Annotated in this window: 17 protein-coding genes; 10 read left to right on the plus strand and 7 right to left on the minus strand. The window is 40.8% G+C overall.

The genetic code is table 11. From position 1 onward, the window contains the following. Positions 1-45 precede the first annotated feature (45 nt). A complete protein-coding gene (locus PP181_RS03465; RefSeq protein WP_138256778.1) occupies positions 46-654 on the plus strand; it encodes a superoxide dismutase in 609 nt (202 codons plus the stop codon). Between the two features lie 647 nt (positions 655-1,301). Here the strand turns inward: PP181_RS03465 and PP181_RS03470 are convergent. The 4 genes from PP181_RS03470 to purN all read right to left on the minus strand — a co-directional run bounded on the left by PP181_RS03470 (position 1,302) and on the right by purN (position 5,514). Continuing rightward, positions 1,302-3,200: an amidophosphoribosyltransferase gene (locus tag PP181_RS03470; RefSeq protein ID WP_272635990.1), complete on the minus strand. Its 1,899-nt coding sequence runs from the start codon at positions 3,198-3,200 to the stop codon at positions 1,302-1,304. A 41-nt stretch (positions 3,201-3,241) separates the two neighbouring features. Then, positions 3,242-4,168 carry a PfkB family carbohydrate kinase gene (locus tag PP181_RS03475; RefSeq protein WP_154917850.1) on the minus strand — a complete coding sequence of 309 codons (927 nt, stop codon included), beginning with the start codon at positions 4,166-4,168 and terminating at the stop codon, positions 3,242-3,244. 89 nt (positions 4,169-4,257) lie between these two features. Further along, on the minus strand, positions 4,258-4,893 hold the full coding sequence (locus PP181_RS03480) for a ribonuclease H family protein (protein WP_272635991.1): 636 nt from the start codon (positions 4,891-4,893) through the stop codon (positions 4,258-4,260). A 42-nt stretch (positions 4,894-4,935) separates the two neighbouring features. Beyond that, a complete protein-coding gene (gene purN / locus PP181_RS03485; RefSeq protein ID WP_272635992.1) occupies positions 4,936-5,514 on the minus strand; it encodes a phosphoribosylglycinamide formyltransferase in 579 nt (192 codons plus the stop codon). Positions 5,515-5,774: 260 nt separating this feature from the next. On the opposite strand from purN, the gene PP181_RS03490 reads away from it, so the two are divergent. The 6 genes from PP181_RS03490 to PP181_RS03515 all read left to right on the plus strand — a co-directional run bounded on the left by PP181_RS03490 (position 5,775) and on the right by PP181_RS03515 (position 10,812). Then, positions 5,775-6,008: an acyl carrier protein gene (locus PP181_RS03490; RefSeq protein WP_047247024.1), complete on the plus strand. Its 234-nt coding sequence runs from the start codon at positions 5,775-5,777 to the stop codon at positions 6,006-6,008. Positions 6,009-6,116: 108 nt separating this feature from the next. Then, on the plus strand, positions 6,117-7,367 hold the full coding sequence (gene fabF / locus PP181_RS03495; protein ID WP_272635993.1) for a beta-ketoacyl-ACP synthase II: 1,251 nt from the start codon (positions 6,117-6,119) through the stop codon (positions 7,365-7,367). Positions 7,368-7,374: 7 nt separating this feature from the next. Further along, entirely contained in the window at positions 7,375-8,106 is a 732-nt protein-coding gene (rnc, locus tag PP181_RS03500) for a ribonuclease III (RefSeq protein WP_138256784.1), read from the plus strand. 117 nt (positions 8,107-8,223) lie between these two features. After that, entirely contained in the window at positions 8,224-8,691 is a 468-nt protein-coding gene (locus PP181_RS03505; RefSeq protein WP_272635994.1) for an IPExxxVDY family protein, read from the plus strand. A 2-nt stretch (positions 8,692-8,693) separates the two neighbouring features. Further along, positions 8,694-10,136 carry a pyruvate kinase gene (pyk, locus tag PP181_RS03510; protein WP_138256786.1) on the plus strand — a complete coding sequence of 481 codons (1,443 nt, stop codon included), beginning with the start codon at positions 8,694-8,696 and terminating at the stop codon, positions 10,134-10,136. Between the two features lie 220 nt (positions 10,137-10,356). Continuing rightward, complete coding sequence (locus PP181_RS03515) at positions 10,357-10,812, plus strand: COG2426 family protein (protein ID WP_154917855.1); 456 nt, start codon at positions 10,357-10,359, stop codon at positions 10,810-10,812. A gap of 35 nt (positions 10,813-10,847) precedes the next feature. On the opposite strand, the gene dinB is transcribed toward PP181_RS03515, so the two are convergent. Then, entirely contained in the window at positions 10,848-11,951 is a 1,104-nt protein-coding gene (dinB, locus tag PP181_RS03520) for a DNA polymerase IV (RefSeq protein WP_272635995.1), read from the minus strand. Positions 11,952-11,979: 28 nt separating this feature from the next. Here dinB and PP181_RS03525 point away from each other — a divergent pair, with 28 nt between their 5' ends. Genes PP181_RS03525 through PP181_RS03535 form a run of 3 tightly spaced genes read left to right on the plus strand, consistent with a single transcriptional unit; the run spans position 11,980 to position 13,601 of the window. Next, entirely contained in the window at positions 11,980-12,651 is a 672-nt protein-coding gene (locus PP181_RS03525) for an NAD-dependent epimerase/dehydratase family protein (RefSeq protein WP_272635996.1), read from the plus strand. Further along, on the plus strand, positions 12,644-13,111 hold the full coding sequence (locus PP181_RS03530; RefSeq protein WP_154917858.1) for a CYTH domain-containing protein: 468 nt from the start codon (positions 12,644-12,646) through the stop codon (positions 13,109-13,111). Before PP181_RS03525 ends, PP181_RS03530 begins: the two co-directional genes overlap by 8 nt. 1 nt (position 13,112) lies before the next feature. Then, positions 13,113-13,601 carry a YciI family protein gene (locus PP181_RS03535; RefSeq protein WP_272635997.1) on the plus strand — a complete coding sequence of 163 codons (489 nt, stop codon included), beginning with the start codon at positions 13,113-13,115 and terminating at the stop codon, positions 13,599-13,601. A 32-nt stretch (positions 13,602-13,633) separates the two neighbouring features. Here the strand turns inward: PP181_RS03535 and PP181_RS03540 are convergent, their stop codons facing one another. Next, the gene (locus tag PP181_RS03540; protein WP_272635998.1) at positions 13,634-14,776 is read right to left on the minus strand and encodes a permease; all 1,143 of its coding nucleotides are present in this window, start codon (positions 14,774-14,776) and stop codon (positions 13,634-13,636) included. Between the two features lie 4 nt (positions 14,777-14,780). Further along, entirely contained in the window at positions 14,781-15,974 is a 1,194-nt protein-coding gene (locus PP181_RS03545; RefSeq protein WP_272635999.1) for a pyridoxal phosphate-dependent aminotransferase, read from the minus strand. Positions 15,975-16,103 lie beyond the last annotated feature (129 nt).

The following is a 16,103-nucleotide window of genomic DNA, read 5'->3' on the forward strand; positions in this document are numbered from 1 at the left end:
CTTAATTTTGAAGAACTACAATTATTAATCTAAAAACAAAAAATTATGGCTTTTCAATTACCGAACTTGCCCTATGCTTATGAGGCTTTAGAACCACATATAGATGCTAGGACAATGGAAATACATCATACAAAACATCATAACGGATATACCTCCAAGCTTAATGCGGCCATTGAGGGTACCGATTTGAGCAGCAAATCTATTGAGGATATTTTGACCAATTTGGATATGAACAACATGGCGGTTCGAAATAATGGGGGAGGTTTTTACAACCATGCTTTGTTTTGGACCATTCTGTCCCCAAAGGGTGGAGGAACCCCATCCGGGGATTTGGCCAAGGCCATAGACGATGCCTTTGGCTCCTTCGATACCTTTAAGGAAAAATTCAGCGATGCCGCAGGAACTAGGTTTGGGTCCGGTTGGGCTTGGCTCTGTGTGCATAAAGGTGGAAAGCTCGAAATCTGCTCGACCCCCAATCAGGACAACCCAATAATGCCGGGTGTAGGTTGTGGAGGATATCCAATCTTAGGTTTGGATGTTTGGGAACACGCCTATTATTTAAACTATCAGAACAAACGCCCTGAGTACATTGACGCGTTTTTTAACATCATAAATTGGGACGAGGTTTCAAAATTGTATTCCAAGAATAAATAACTAGGTACCTTTCAATTTATTAAAACTTTAAAAACCGCTATGGAAATAGTTCCAAAGCGGTTTTTTTATGCTTTCAATAATAGAAAAGGGCGGAGAAGCCTCCACCCTTTTCGTCCCAAATCTTACCATAAACTTAACCTACTTATGCTATGGCAAAACTAAATTACTGGTATTGTGGGAAATAAAAAAAGAATTGTTAAAAAAATTTATTTTCTTTTTATAGGAGCCTGATTTCTTGTGGGGTATGCATCTTCCAATTTTATGAAATAAAAAAGGCGGAGCAAAGCTCCACCTTTTTTCCCCAAATCTTACCATGAACTTAACCTACTTATGCTATGGTTCTCCAAAGATATAAGCAAGAAACGCGGAAATAAAAGGAATTGGTTGAACGGCGTAAACCTTAGTTGAAATACCTCAGCTGTGTTATTATCCTACAGTAAGGGAAAGATGTACGTATGTAAATGAAAGAAAATAAAAAAGGTGGAGAGTCTCCACCTTTTTTGCCCCAAATCTTACCATGAACTTAACCTACTTATGCTATGGCAAGTTTAAAATTAAGTTTAGTCCTACCCGAAAAACTATTACATCGACGAAATGCACATTTTGTCGATGTAACGCATAGGTTTCAGGTTAAACGGTTTTGTTTTTTAATAGGCTCTTTCGTTTCTACCCTCATAAAAATTGATGAAAGCCCTGTTTACGACTCTGTTTCCCCCAGGTGTAGGATATTTTCCAGTAAAGTACCAATCTCCCAGATTTTTAGGACACGCTTCATGGAGACCGGATATTCCTTGATAGATTATTTGAACTTCGGCCTTTATATCAATCGGGCTTAATAGCTGTCCAATCTTATGGGATATTTGTTCGGCACTAAAAGGGGCATAAATCTCCTTCACATAATTTATGATATCACTGTCTTTTGACTTCACTTGGTCAATACATTTTTGATAGACCTCCTTAATCACATGCATGGTGTTATTCTCCTCATGCAAAGCAAGTGCCGCCCTAAAGGCTATAAAATCCTCAAGTTTCGCCATATCGATTCCGTAACAGTCGGGATACCTAATTTGGGGGGCTGAAGAAACAACAATGATTTTCTTTGGAGACAGCCTATCCAAAATCTTTAAGATACTTTTCTTCAAAGTAGTACCTCTCACAATACTGTCGTCTATAATCACTAGGTTGTCCCCTTCTTTTACGGAGCCATAGGAAATGTCATAGACATGGGCAACCAAGTCATCCCTACTGTCATCCTGGGTTATAAACGTCCTAAGTTTGGCATCCTTGATGGCAACCTTCTCAATTCTGGGCCTTACCTCAAGAATTTCATGTAGCTCCTCACTGGTGATTTTTGCACCGATGGCAAGAATTTGCTCTTCCTTTTTCTTATTTAGATAGTTTTGGGCCTCTTTTACCATTCCAAAGAACGAAGTTTCCGCCGTATTTGGGATATAGGAAAAAACGGTATTCTTGAGGTCGTGGTCTATGGCCTTGAGGATTTGGGGGAATACCAGTTTGCCCAACATTTTTCGCTCCTGATAGATTTCCTTGTCACTTCCCCTGGAAAAGTAAATCCGTTCAAAGGAGCATGCCTTTCTTTCCCTTGGTTCCAAGATTTGTTTGATTCTTGTGGTGCCGTTCTTTTTTACGATAATGGCATTGCCCGGCTCCAATTCCTTAACCTCTTCAAATGGAACGTTAAAGACCGTTTGTATGGCCGGTCTCTCCGAAGCAACCACCACAATCTCATCGTCCTTATAATAATAGGCTGGCCTAATTCCGGCGGGATCTCTTAGAACAAAAGCATCTCCATGGCCCAGAAGACCTGCCATGGCAAAACCACCGTCAAAATTCTTGGCGGCCCTTTTTAATATTTTCGAAACCTTTAGCCTTTCTGCTATGATAGGGGACGCTTCCTGCTTGCTGTAACCTTCCTTTTTTATTTGTTTGTAAAGTTTGGCAACGGCATCGTCCAAAAAGTGGCCTATCTTTTCCATGACGGTAACCGTGTCCGCCATTTCCTTTGGGTGTTGGCCCAATTGTACCAAATTGTTGAACAGCTCGTGTACGTTGGTGAGGTTAAAGTTTCCGGCAACGATGAGGTTTCGATGCATCCAGTTGTTTTGCCTCAAAAAAGGATGTACACTTTCTATACTGTTCTTTCCAAAAGTGCCATAGCGAACATGCCCCAATAATAGTTCTCCTATATATGGAATGTTCTTTTTTTGTAGTGCAACATCATTTTCATATTCTGGATTTTCCTTAAGTTCCTTATTGATTCGTTCGTTTATTTGGGCAAAAATATCCTGGATAGGTTGTTGTTGACAGGAACGCACCCTACTCATATATCGTTGACCCGCTTCCACATCCAACTTTATGCTGGCAAAACCCGCACCGTCCTGGCCACGGTTATGCTGCTTTTCCATCATGAGGTACATCTTGTTTACCCCATAAAAGGCGGACCCATATTTTTCCTTATAATATTCAAGCGGCTTGAGTAGTCTTATGACCGAGATGCCACACTCGTGCTTAATAGCGTCACTCATTGGTTTTAGTATTAAAAAAACCCCAAGAGAGGGGCGTGGGGTTAGTGCAATTCAATTTCAAACTGTGTTAGTGCCTTAAATTGATGTAACCTTATAATTACTTCATCCCTTTCTAGGTCCAACATCCGTTCCGTACCAAATTTTTCAACAGAAAAGGAGGCTAAGTTAGAACCATGGATTACGGCTTTTTTCAAATTTTCAAAGGTAAAATCTTCCGATGCCGCTAAGTAACCCGAAAATCCTCCGGCAAAGGTGTCACCGGCACCCGTGGGGTCAAAAACATCTTCGAGCGGTAAAGCCGGGGCAAAGAACACTTGTTCCTCGTGAAAAAGCAAAGCTCCGTGTTCACCCTTTTTAATGACAACATAATCTGGACCCATTTCAAAGATTTTCTGTGCGGCCTTAACCAAAGAATATTCACCGGTTAGCTGTCTTGCTTCCTCATCGTTGATGGTCAGCACATCTATTTTTTTGATTACTTCGGTCAATTCTGGCAAAGTATGGTCCATCCAAAAATTCATGGTATCCAAAATGATGAGCTTTGGTCGTTTTTCCATCTGATTAATTACACCCATTTGGATATTTGGGTGTAGATTTCCCAGCATAACCACATCGGAGTCTTTGAAACCATCTGGGACAATAGGATTGAAATCGGCCAAAACATTGAGTTCCGTTACCAAAGTATCCCTAGAATTAAGGTCGTTGTGGTACTTGCCTTTCCAAAAAAAAGTTTTACCTCCCTTGACTACCTCAAGAGCCGAAATGTCTATGTTCCTTTCTTCCAATAGGTCCAGATACTCCTTGGGAAAGTCTTCCCCAACTACAGAAACGATGGCAGCATCCACATCGAATTGTGAAGCTGCAAGACCAATAAAAGTAGCGGCTCCTCCCAAAATTTTGTCCGTTTTGCCAAAAGGTGTTTCAATGGCATCGAATGCGACCGTACCTACTATTAAAAGCTTGCCCATACCGTAGTTAAAAATGAAGTGCAAATATACGGATTTGCCAACTGAATTGTGGTTTAAAGGCAAGCACAATTTTGAATAGTTATCAAAAGTTACTTTCGTCCAAAATCTGCAGGAATTTCGCCCCATGCCTTGGTTTCCCATTTTACAATCGGCGTTTTGTACGAGTTTGTCTTCAACCAATTTTCCGCCCTTCGTATCAGGTCGAACAAGGCTTTGTTTTTAGGGTTTTGGGACAAATTTGTATTGCATTTTTTCTTTCGTACCCAACTCATCGCTGTACGGGAATCGGTATAGATTATTCTGTCACTATTCCGTTCCTTTAGAAAGGCCAGGCCATGAACAATGGCCAAAAACTCGCCGATATTATTAGTGCCTTCTTCAAAAGGTCCTTGCTTAAATAACTTTTTTTTGGACTTGGTATCCACACCCTGATACTCCATGATTCCGGGATTTCCACTGGATGCGGCATCTACGGAAATGGAATGATAATTGGGCTGGCCTATTTTAAGAAGTTCGGCCGGGGACAGCTCAGTTGCACCTTTTTTATTCCCTTTAAAATCAGCAAAATTTCCGTTGAAGGCTTTTTTTGCCAAATCAAACGTTTCAAATGATTTGTATTCCGCCCCTTTTGCCCCGTTGATGGCAGCCTTGCAATCTTCCCAAGTCTCATAGATTCCGGGTCGTTTGCCCTTCCAAACCACGTAGAACTTTTGTTTTTTACCCATAGGAAACCTGTTTTTTCATTTCCGCGAAGGCGGAAATCTGAATCAGTTCTGTGTTTTTAAGATATCTTCAATCACCTTTGGAAAATGTTCATACTCCAAATGGTGCACTTTTTCCGCTATATTCGCTGGGCTATCATTCGCAAAAATTACGGTTTTTACTTGTTTTATGACCGCACCTTCATCGTATTGGGCATTTACATAATGAATCGTTATGCCGGTTTCTGTTTCCTTATTTTCCTTTACCGCAGTATGTACGTTCATGCCATACATTCCCTTACCCCCGTATTTGGGCAATAGGGCGGGGTGGATGTTTATGATTTTATTGGGAAAGGCATCAACCATGTCCTCAGGAATCTTCCAAAGAAAACCAGCAAGAACGATTAGGTCCGGTTGTATTCCCTTTAGGATGTTCAATACAAAATCACCCCCAAGGAAAGAATGTCTATTAAAGTATATAGCGTTAACGTTCAGCCTGTTACACCTGTCCAATACTTGGGCATTCCGTTTATTCGTAAATACCGCCTCAATCTGTACGTTGTCATTCTTATCAAAATAACGGACAATATTTTCCACATTGGAGCCGGAACCCGATGCAAATAGTACTATTTTTTTAACGTCCAATGGTTCTTGTTTTAAGGTTAGGATGGAAGAATTCTGAGAATTTAAGGGCAAAAGAAAACAGAAATAAAGTAAGCACCAAGGTTTTGTTCATAAATGACGTTAGAGGGCACATCGTTTTCGGAAGAAAAATTTATGGTTTCATGTAGGGAAGTATGATTTTTATTTTCTTAAATTACCTTACATTTTAACGACAATTAGTGTAATTAATCCAAAGTTTTATATTTTTGCCTTCAATTTAAATTTTTAAAACCAATATTATTATGTCAGACATTGCATCAAGAGTTAAGGCTATCATTGTTGATAAATTAGGAGTTGACGAAAACGAGGTGGTATCAGAAGCTAGCTTTACGAACGATTTAGGGGCAGATTCATTGGATACTGTTGAGTTGATTATGGAGTTCGAAAAGGAATTCGATATTCAAATCCCTGATGATCAAGCTGAGAACATCGCAACAGTTGGCCAAGCCATTAGCTATATAGAAGAAGCAAAGTAATTTGATGATTTCTTAAACAGAATTTAAATTATCCATGTGGTAAATGCTCCGCATGGATAATTTTTTTTAATTTACCTTCAGTTTATTTCTAAACTAAAAAAAAGTTCAATGCAATTAAAGCGAGTTGTCGTTACTGGATTGGGTGCTCTTACCCCAATTGGTAACAATATTGAGGAGTATTGGAACGGTCTTGTAAATGGTAAAAGTGGGTCCGCACCCATAACATATTATGACACTGAAAAATTTAAGGTAAAATTCGCCTGCGAACTAAAAAACTACAATACAGAGGATTATTTTGATCGTAAGGAAGGACGTAAACTGGACAGATTTGCACAGTATGCGCTTATTTCTTCGGATGAGGCCATAAAGGATTCCGGATTGGATCTGGACAAACTGGACAAATTCCGCACCGGGGTCATTTGGGGTGCCGGCATAGGTGGTTTGGAGACCTTTCAAAATGAGGTGATGAATTTTGCCCAAGGGGACGGAACACCAAGGTTTAACCCTTTCTTTATACCCAAAATGATCGCGGATATTGCTCCCGGACATATTTCCATAAAGCATGGTTTTATGGGACCAAATTATACAACGGTTTCAGCATGTGCATCCTCTGCAAATGCTTTGATAGACGCTCTCAACTACATACGTCTGGGCCATTGTGATGTCATCGTATCTGGAGGTAGCGAGGCTGCCGTAACCATTGCAGGTATGGGCGGTTTTGGTGCCATGCACGCACTTTCTACACGAAACGATAGTCCGGAAACGGCCTCAAGACCCTTCGATGCTACTAGGGACGGTTTTGTCTTAGGAGAAGGCGCAGGAGCATTGATACTTGAGGAGTATGAGCATGCCAAGGCAAGAGGGGCAAAAATATATGCCGAAGTTGTAGGAGGGGGACTATCCAGTGATGCCTATCATATGACCGCTCCACATCCAGATGGTATCGGTGTGGTTAAGGTAATGGAAAACTGCCTTCGCGATGCTGGTATTGGCATCGAGGAAGTGGATGCCATTAATACCCATGGTACTTCTACACCCTTAGGGGATGTCGCCGAGTTGAAGGCCATATCGGAAGTATTTGGGAAACATGCCAAAAATATAAATATCAATTCTACAAAGTCCATGACTGGGCATTTGTTGGGTGCCGCGGGTGCCATAGAGGCCATTGCCTCCATTCTGGCTATGGAACATGGCATGGTTCCGCCGACTATCAATCATACAACAGTAGACGAAAACATAGATCCTAGTCTAAACCTAACGCTCAACAAGGCCCAAAAAAGAGATGTTAGGGTTGCCATGAGTAACACCTTTGGATTTGGGGGGCATAATGCCTGTGTTGTCTTTAAAAAAATAGACTAAAACCTTTATGACCTTTCCTAAAAATATATTCAATTCCCATTCTAAACAGGATGGGGATTTTTTTTTAGGACTAAAAAGGATTTTGGGATTTAAACCAAAGCATTTGGTTTATTATAAAAAGGCCTTTTTGCACCGATCAATGAACCAAAAGGATGAAAATGGAAATCCAATGAACTATGAACGATTGGAGTTTTTGGGGGATTCCATGCTTGGAACCATTATCTCCAAACATTTATACAATGAAGTCCCGGAAGGTGATGAAGGGTATTTGACCAAAATGCGATCCAAAATCGTCAGTAGGGAACACCTGAACGAATTGGGTAAGGATTTGGACCTGATCAAGTATGTAGAAAGTAGGATTCCAAAATCGCATTTTGGGGAAAATATACATGGAAACGTATTCGAGGCATTGATTGGCGCTATTTATTTGGATAGGGGCTATAAATACTGTGAAAAGTTCATAAATACTAGGGTCATAGAGCCGTATGTGGATATCGAACAGTTGGAAGGAAAGGTTATAAGTTATAAAAGTCTGATTATAGAGTGGTGCCAAAAGCAAAAAAAATCATTTAATTTTAATGTTTACGAGGACACAGGGAACGATTCGTTAAAGCATTTTGCCGTAAAGCTTTCCATAAATGATAACGTAGTGGCCAAGGCTAGGGCTACCTCTAAAAAGAAAGCTGAGGAAAGAGCATCCAAAAGGGCATTTTTTGCACTACAGGATAGAATGAAATAGAATCGTTAGAATTACAACAAAACGCTAACGTTTTCGTAATCAAAACCACATCTTAAACTTATTTAGCCGTTAGGCTTTATTCTTTAATAGTTCTATATTTACCGTTTTTGAGTGTGTATGTCGGCAGTGTATAAAATAAAAGATGATTTTTTTGATGAATCCTTTCTTTTAGTCGCTTTGCATAGCACTTTGGAGGATTATGCCATTGCCTACGGATTAAACAGTATACTAAAATCGAATTTTATTAGGGGCAAGGCGGATTTTGATTTATCGGAAAATAGGTCCTTCCCGTATTATGATTGGGAAGATGAGTTAAATTACAGGTATTGGGTGCTCGTTTCCAATCAAAGCGCGAAAAAAGAGTTGGTAACCAACAATGACCTGTTTCAGTACGAAACAACCTATTCCACTCCCCGTTTGATCCCGGAGCTTAAAGAGGTGGATTATTTCCTGAAAATAGAGGGAGATGAGGATACAGTGGATAGCAGTAAAATAATAAAAACCCTTTTGGGCATTCCTAAGATAATGGCCGCCTACGAGGTAGATATAAACAAACTAAAATCTAGAAATAATTTAATTTTTTAATAATGTCAAGCAACAAGAAGACAAAGATCGTAGCAACCCTAGGCCCTGCTACAAGTAAGAAAGATGTGCTTAGAAGCATGATGCTGGCAGGAGTAGATGTCTTTAGGATAAATTTTTCCCATGCCGACTATAAAGATGTTAAGGAACGGGTAGACCTTATACGTGAGCTCAATGAAGAGTTGGAAACCAATACGGCTATTTTGGCCGATTTGCAAGGACCTAAACTTAGAGTTGGTGTAATGTCTGGTGAAGTTGTTGTGAGCCCTGGCGACGAACTTACCTTCGTAACAGGCGAACCCTTTGAAGGTACGGCAGAAAGGGTATACATGAACTATAAGGAATTCCCTAGGGACGTAAAACCCGGTGAACGTATCCTTTTGGACGACGGAAAGCTGATATTCGAGGTCGTATCAACGAACGGGGAATCTGAAGTTAGGGCAAAAGTGATTCAAGGAGGGCCACTAAAGTCTAAGAAAGGGGTGAACCTTCCAAACACGAACATTTCCCTACCGGCCCTTACCAAAAAGGATATCAAGGATGCGGAATTTGCGATTTCTCTGGAAGTGGATTGGATTGCATTATCCTTTGTAAGATTCAGCCAGGATTTGATTGACCTTCAGAACATAATTAAGCAACACTCCGCTCATAAAATCCCAATAATTGCAAAAATAGAAAAGCCGGAGGCTGTTGAGAATATTGATAAGATTGTCGCGTATTGTGATGGTTTAATGGTTGCCAGGGGAGATTTAGGTGTTGAAGTACCGGCACAAGAGGTACCTTTGATTCAAAAGAAATTGGTGCTTAGGGCCAAAAAGGCACGAATTCCCGTAATTATTGCCACCCAGATGATGGAGACGATGATTACCAGTTTGACCCCTACCAGAGCAGAGGTGAACGACGTTGCCAACTCGGTCATGGATGGTGCGGATGCCGTAATGCTATCCGGTGAAACTTCCGTTGGAAACTATCCGGTGCAGGTAATCGAAAAAATGGCCAGTATCCTTAGGAGTGTGGAATCATCGGAATTAATTAAGGTCCCTCATGAGCCACCACACGTTAGGACTAATAGATATATCACAAAATCGATATGTTTTCACGCAGCTCTCATGGCCAATGAAATTAAGGCCAAGGCCATTTCCACATTGACCAATAGTGGCTATACGGCATTTCAGATATCGGCGTGGAGACCAAGTGCACACATACTGGTATTCACTTCCAATAAAAGAATCCTTACGCAGTTGAATCTTTTGTGGGGCGTAAAGGCGTTCTATTATGATAAGTTTGTATCTACGGACCAGACCATTGAGGATGTTAACGGAATTGCCTGTAAAAAAGGCTATTTGGAAGTTGGCGATATGCTGGTAAGTTTGGCGGCCATGCCCATAAAGGCAAAAGGAATGGTAAATACACTAAGGGTCACGGAAATAGAGACCTGTAATTTTTAAAGAGCAAAAAATAATACCGTTTTATAGACCTGATGAATTCATCAGGTCTTTTTTTTATTATAGGTATTTCATGTTCTAATAGAATAATTATCCTTTTGACACAATCTTCGGAGAATCGTTGAATTTGTATCGACCCTTAACTTTAGTTCTTTTTTATGAATTGGAACAGGTGCCTTAATCAGAAGGATGACTAGCTTCGTAGACCTAAATTAACCTGTTTGTGATATTTGATTTTCTTTTGGCAATATTGTGGAGTTTTTCCCCTTTTGGAGAGGCCAAGGTAGGGATACCATACGGTGTGCTTAAAGGGTTGGACATCTACGCTGTATTTATTTTTTGCTTTTTGGCAAATGTCCTTGTCTTTCCCATGATGATGTTCTTTTTAGATAAAATCAATGTTTATTTTACACGTTGGCACTTCTATAAAAAATCGGCTTTATTCGTTGCAAGAAGGGCAAAAATGGGTTCTGGCGATAAAATCAAAAAATTTGGCTTTTTTGGGTTGATTTTCTTCGTAATGATACCACTCCCAGGTACTGGTGTTTATGCAGGTAGCATAGCTACTTATCTATTCAAAATTGAGAGGCAAAAGGCTTTTTGGGCCAATGCTATTGGTATCTTTTTGTCCTCGGTCATTGTATGGTTGGCTACCCTTGCCTCCATGCAGGTAATTTAGTTAGATCCTTTAAATAAAGGGTCTTTAAAAGAAAACTAAAAATCAAACTTAAGCTGATAGGAAACGGTCTCATTCTCTTTTTTGGGCTGCTCCTTTTTTTCCGTATTTAAATTGGATAGTGAAATCCCTAAAAGCCTTACAGAGTTCTGTAACCTTTCTTGGTACAACAACTCTTTTGCCGTCTCAAGTATCAGTTTTTTGTCCGATATAAAATAAGGTAAGGTTTTACTACGGGAGTTTAAGGTAAAATCGCTGTATTTTATTTTCAACGTTACCGTTTTTCCCGCTATTTTGGATTTTTGAAGTCGTTTTTCCAGTTCACTGGCAATGTGTTCCAAGCGTTCCAACATAAATATTTCACTGCTCAAATTTTCGTTAAAGGTACGTTCCGCACCTACGGATTTTGGTATTCTATGGGGTTTCACGGGGCTGTTGTGAATGCCTCGTACCACTTGGAAATAATAGCTTCCGCTTTTACCAAAATGTTCCTCCAAAAAGGCAAGCGATTTTCCCTTTAGGTCCTTACCGGTAAAAATACCAAGGCCGTACATCTTGTCGGCCGTAACCTTTCCAACACCATAAAACTTCCGTATTTCCAATTCTTCCAAGAACCTTTGTACCTCCTCCGGGTTTACCGTTTTTTGTCCGTTTGGCTTGTTTACATCACTGGCCACCTTGGCAATGAACTTATTTATGGAAATACCTGCCGATGCATTTAGCCCTGTTTCCTTCAGGATTCTATCCCTAATTTCCTTGGCGATCAGCGTGGCTGAAGGATTCCCTTTTTTGTTCACAGTAACATCCAGATACGCTTCGTCCAACGATAAGGGCTCTACCAAATCCGTATAATCATAAAATATGGACCTAATCTGTTTGGAAATTTCCTTGTAACGGTCAAAGCGAGGTTTTACGAAGATGAGGTCCGGACATTTTTTCTTGGCCAATATACCGCTCATGGCACTGCGTACCCCAAATCTTCTAGCCTCATAGCTTGCCGCCGAAACAACGCCGCGCAGCTCATTGCCACCCACGGCTACGGGCTTTTGCCTAAGATCAGGATTGTCCAACTGTTCTACGGAGGCATAAAATGCGTCCATATCCACGTGGATAATCTTTCGTAAAGGAAAATCATTGGACATCCTGTAAAATTAAGGTATATTTAATTTGATGTACCAAAACAAAAAAACTGCAATTATTCTTGGGGCTACCGGTCTTACCGGCGGTATACTTTTACAGCTTTTGCTGGAGGATGACCGATACGATAGAATAAAACTGTTCTCCAGAAATCGTGTAAATATTGTATCGGATAAGATCGAGGAACATATTGAGGATGTCCTAAACTTGGAAGGTTTTAATCCTAAATTTAAGGCAGACGAGGTATTTTGTTGCATAGGCACGACAAATTCCAAAACCCCGGACAAGGAACTGTACCATAAAATAGATTATGGAATTCCTGTTTCCGCCGCACAAATATGCAGCAAACAGGGTATCGAAAAACTTTTGGTCATTTCCGCTTTGGGTGCCGATCCGAATAGTTCCATTTTCTACAACAGGGTAAAGGGAGAAATGGAAGAAGCGGTATTAAAAATAGGGATATCGAAGACCTATATTTTACAGCCTTCCTTAATTTCCGGACCACGGGAAGAACGACGTCCTGGCGAGTGGCTGGCAAAGCAATTATTTAAGGTTTTAAATGTATTTATGGTGGGGCCATTGAGAAAATATCGGTCCATTCATCCCAAGGAAATAGCGATATGTATGCTGAAATTGGCCAATGGGGAAGAAGCAAGCGGAAGAATTACTTCGGATGAAATAAAAATAATCGCAAATCATGATTGAGATTGAACGTAAATTCTTGGTCAAGTCCATGCATTTTGTGGACAATGCGGTTTCAAGTACCAAAATCATTCAGGGATTTTTGAACACACACCCTGAAAGGACCGTGAGGATACGCATAAAAGAGGAGAAGGGTTTTTTGACGGTTAAGGGAAAATCGAACGAAACCGGGACCACCCGTTTTGAATGGGAGACTGAAATAGCGCATATCGATGCCCAAAAGTTGCTCCAACTATGTGAGAAGGGCGTTTTGGAGAAGACAAGGTATTTAGTGCCTTTTGAGGGTCACAATTTTGAAGTCGACGTATTCGATGGGGAGAACAAGGGTCTTATTTTGGCAGAAATCGAACTCACCACTGAAAGTGAACTATTCCAAAAGCCCCATTGGTTGGGGGAGGAAGTCACCGGAGATATTAAATATTACAATTCGCAATTAAGCAAACAACCTTTTAATACCTGGTAATATGAGGAATGTTCTTAAATTATTGGTACTGACGTTCATCTGTTCCTGTGGAAATCCAAGACAGCAGCTGGAAATGAATAGCGCCTTGGAAGAACCAACCAAAACCAGCGCAGAAATAAAAAAGGAATTGACGGATAAAGGCTATGAAATCTTCGATTATGTAGATGAGGATACCAAAGATACCGTGTTGATGCAGCAATATTTTATAGCGTTCTTAAAATCAGGACCTAACAGGAGCCAAACAAAGGAAGAAGCGGATAGTCTTCAGTCCTTACATTTGGCACATTTAGGCCGAATGTACGAACTGGGTTATGCCGATATCTCCGGGCCATTTGGGGATGATGGGGACATTAGGGGCATTACCATTTACAATACACCCACCTTTGAAATGGCCGATAGTCTGGCCAATATGGACCCTATGGTAAAGGCAGGCAGGCTGATTATTGAAATGCACCCTTGGTGGGCGGCCAAGGGATTTCCCTTACGATAGGACGTTGTTTAAAGTATTCTTTGCATAAAAAATTAAGTCGTTTCCGTACGGGTGGTTTTGTATATAACCCAATCGGCCTTTTTTTGACCTACCTTTTTTCTGGTTTTGAATAGCTGTTTTACCAAATAGGGGACAGCGCCTACAAAGGAAAAAATCAAGCCTAAAACCAACACGGAATATCCATTTGAGAAAAGGTTTCCACTGGATAAAATCCCCAGGATTAAAACCGTGGACAAAGGAAAGGATAACGCCAGGATGTTAACGCCAAAAGTGGCATTAAAAGTTTTGTGCTTCTTTTTTATGTCCATTTCTTGGGAACCCACTACGGCAATGTGCGAAAAGGGCCAAAAGCTACAGGCACTTAGTCCAAATGAAAGCAGGACCAAAATATCCTGTTGAACCTCTACCTTGGCTATCAAAATAAATACTCCGGAAAGGATGCCAACAAAGCCGGCCCTTAAAAACAGAAGCGAAAAAATCTTATAAATCTGCTCTTTTTTTATTTTCACCGCCAAGCCTATGAACAATAGTACCAACGGTGTCATGATTACGCTAAGCCGGGTCAACGTATCGCTAATGAAAAATGGCAACGACTCCATTTTAAAACCAAAAAATACCAAAATCAAGGCAATGACTATAAAGATATTTACGGGTTCGGAGATCATTGCCATTGTCAAAGACTTCAATTTTGCAGCTCGTGATTGGTCTGTAATCGCTCGTTTGCTATAATACCAATTCATGGCCACCAAGTAGAGGATTATCAGTACAAAGACTTTATTGCCCAGGTCTGCCATTGCCGCCTTTGCCAAATAGGCCTCGCCCAAAAATTCCAAAACAAATGGAAAGCAGGAAAGTCCAGGTGCCAAGGAAGGAACCAACAACCTTGCCGTACGGTATTCCGGGGTGTCCCTCTTTATCCCGGTAAGGAGCATAAGGTAGGGGAACAACAAAAACAATAGGATGTTTAAGGCAAGTGCCAAAAATGGCAAAGAAAGAAGCGCCGCGTCAATTTGAACGCCCAATAGGGCAATAAAAATAGTAGCGGGCAAGGCAAGGTTTAAAATTATTTTCTTGATACCGGTCAATTCCTCCTTGGAACCAAATTTGAGCTTTAGGAGCAGACCAATGCCAATAAATAACAAAAAGGTAAACGTCTTTTGTAAAGTATAATCCATGTTTTTATGCTAATACGTCCGTAAGCGCCGCCGTAAATATTTTCATTTCGTCCATGGTGCCCATGCTCACACGGCACCAATTTTTACCCATAAATTCAAAGGCCCTGACCCCTACCTGTTTTTCAAGCATCTTATCGAGGAATAGTTTTCCGTTCATCTCTATGGGGAAAATGATAAAACTTGTATGGGAAGGCACGTAGTCATAGCCCAATTTTGTTAGGCTTTTGTATACATACTCCCTAGCCGCCGCATTTTTTTCTCGGGACATATTTTGGAACTCTTTGTCGTCCATACTCGCTAAAGCGGCAAAGATGGATGTATAGGATATTCCCATGCCGCCTCTGGTGATTTTCTGAATTTTTTCCAAGGTGGATTCCTGTGCCACGATATAACCAACCCGAAGCCCTGCCATGCCATGGATTTTTGAGAAGGTCCTCGCGATGATTACATCCTTTCCTTCGTTTATGAGGCTGACCATACTTTGTTTGGCGCCGTCCTCCAGGAATGCCAAGTAGGCCTCATCGACGAAAACAGGTACTTTTTCAGAAACCCTGGAACAGAAATCCAACAATTCTGTACTATCCGTAATACTACCGGTAGGATTGTTTGGGTTGCAGATGTACACAAGCTTCGTTTCAGAGTCGATGGCTTCTTCCATGGTCTTTAAATCGTGCGACCAGTCATCTTTCAATGGAACGGGCTTCCAACTTGCACCCGTGGCTTGGGCTACTTGCATCAAGGACATATAGGACGGGTCCGCGGATACGACATTGCCTCCGTTCAAGAACAGCACCATACCCGTTTTTTCCAGAAGATCTGAAGATCCAGGTCCCATCATGATATTTTTTGGACTTACCCCTTCTTCCGCGGCGATTTTATCGATTAAGTCGAACAGTTCCCGCCAGGCGTATCGGTTTCCTTTGGTAGCTACATTTTTGAGCGCTTCCACCGCTTTTGGCGATGGCCCATAAGGATTTTCGTTGGCGTTCAGCTTTGCCAAAAGTTTGGTTTCTTCAGGAAATTCCTTGGGGATGAATTCCTTAAAAAAGGGACTATATAGGGCGTTGCCTTTGGCATCCAAAGGAATATAAGTTTTAGGCACTTCAGAAATACCTAAGTGGGGAAATAGCGTAATGCCTCCCGCTGTGAGCAATCCTGTCTTTAGCCAGTTTCTACGATTTAATTTTCCTGTTTCCATTAGTTCTATAGGGTTTAATTAGCTATAGAGACTAATTTAAAACTAGGCAGGTCCAAATCCTATCTTAATAATGTAAAAATCAGGCAGTTAAAATTTTACATGAATAATAATAGACTCATAAAACTATCA

Origin of the sequence: Maribacter sp. PR66, assembly GCF_028464205.1 — a bacterium.
GTDB lineage: Bacteria > Bacteroidota > Bacteroidia > Flavobacteriales > Flavobacteriaceae > Maribacter > Maribacter flavus.

Excerpts from the sequence above, each read along its gene's own strand:
- PP181_RS03545 (WP_272635999.1), bottom strand. The coding sequence starts at position 15,974 with ATGGAAACAGGAAAATTAAATCGTAGAAACTGGCTAAAGACAGGATTG.
- PP181_RS03465 (WP_138256778.1), top strand. The coding sequence starts at position 46 with ATGGCTTTTCAATTACCGAACTTGCCCTATGCTTATGAGGCTTTAGAA.
- PP181_RS03530 (WP_154917858.1), top strand. The coding sequence starts at position 12,644 with ATGATTGAGATTGAACGTAAATTCTTGGTCAAGTCCATGCATTTTGTG.
- PP181_RS03505 (WP_272635994.1), top strand. The coding sequence starts at position 8,224 with ATGTCGGCAGTGTATAAAATAAAAGATGATTTTTTTGATGAATCCTTT.
- PP181_RS03475 (WP_154917850.1), bottom strand. The coding sequence starts at position 4,168 with ATGGGCAAGCTTTTAATAGTAGGTACGGTCGCATTCGATGCCATTGAA.
- PP181_RS03535 (WP_272635997.1), top strand. The coding sequence starts at position 13,113 with ATGAGGAATGTTCTTAAATTATTGGTACTGACGTTCATCTGTTCCTGT.
- PP181_RS03470 (WP_272635990.1), bottom strand. The coding sequence starts at position 3,200 with ATGAGTGACGCTATTAAGCACGAGTGTGGCATCTCGGTCATAAGACTA.
- pyk (WP_138256786.1), top strand. The coding sequence starts at position 8,694 with ATGTCAAGCAACAAGAAGACAAAGATCGTAGCAACCCTAGGCCCTGCT.
- PP181_RS03540 (WP_272635998.1), bottom strand. The coding sequence starts at position 14,776 with ATGGATTATACTTTACAAAAGACGTTTACCTTTTTGTTATTTATTGGC.
- PP181_RS03525 (WP_272635996.1), top strand. The coding sequence starts at position 11,980 with ATGTACCAAAACAAAAAAACTGCAATTATTCTTGGGGCTACCGGTCTT.
- fabF (WP_272635993.1), top strand. The coding sequence starts at position 6,117 with ATGCAATTAAAGCGAGTTGTCGTTACTGGATTGGGTGCTCTTACCCCA.
- rnc (WP_138256784.1), top strand. The coding sequence starts at position 7,375 with ATGACCTTTCCTAAAAATATATTCAATTCCCATTCTAAACAGGATGGG.
- PP181_RS03480 (WP_272635991.1), bottom strand. The coding sequence starts at position 4,893 with ATGGGTAAAAAACAAAAGTTCTACGTGGTTTGGAAGGGCAAACGACCC.
- PP181_RS03490 (WP_047247024.1), top strand. The coding sequence starts at position 5,775 with ATGTCAGACATTGCATCAAGAGTTAAGGCTATCATTGTTGATAAATTA.
- dinB (WP_272635995.1), bottom strand. The coding sequence starts at position 11,951 with ATGTCCAATGATTTTCCTTTACGAAAGATTATCCACGTGGATATGGAC.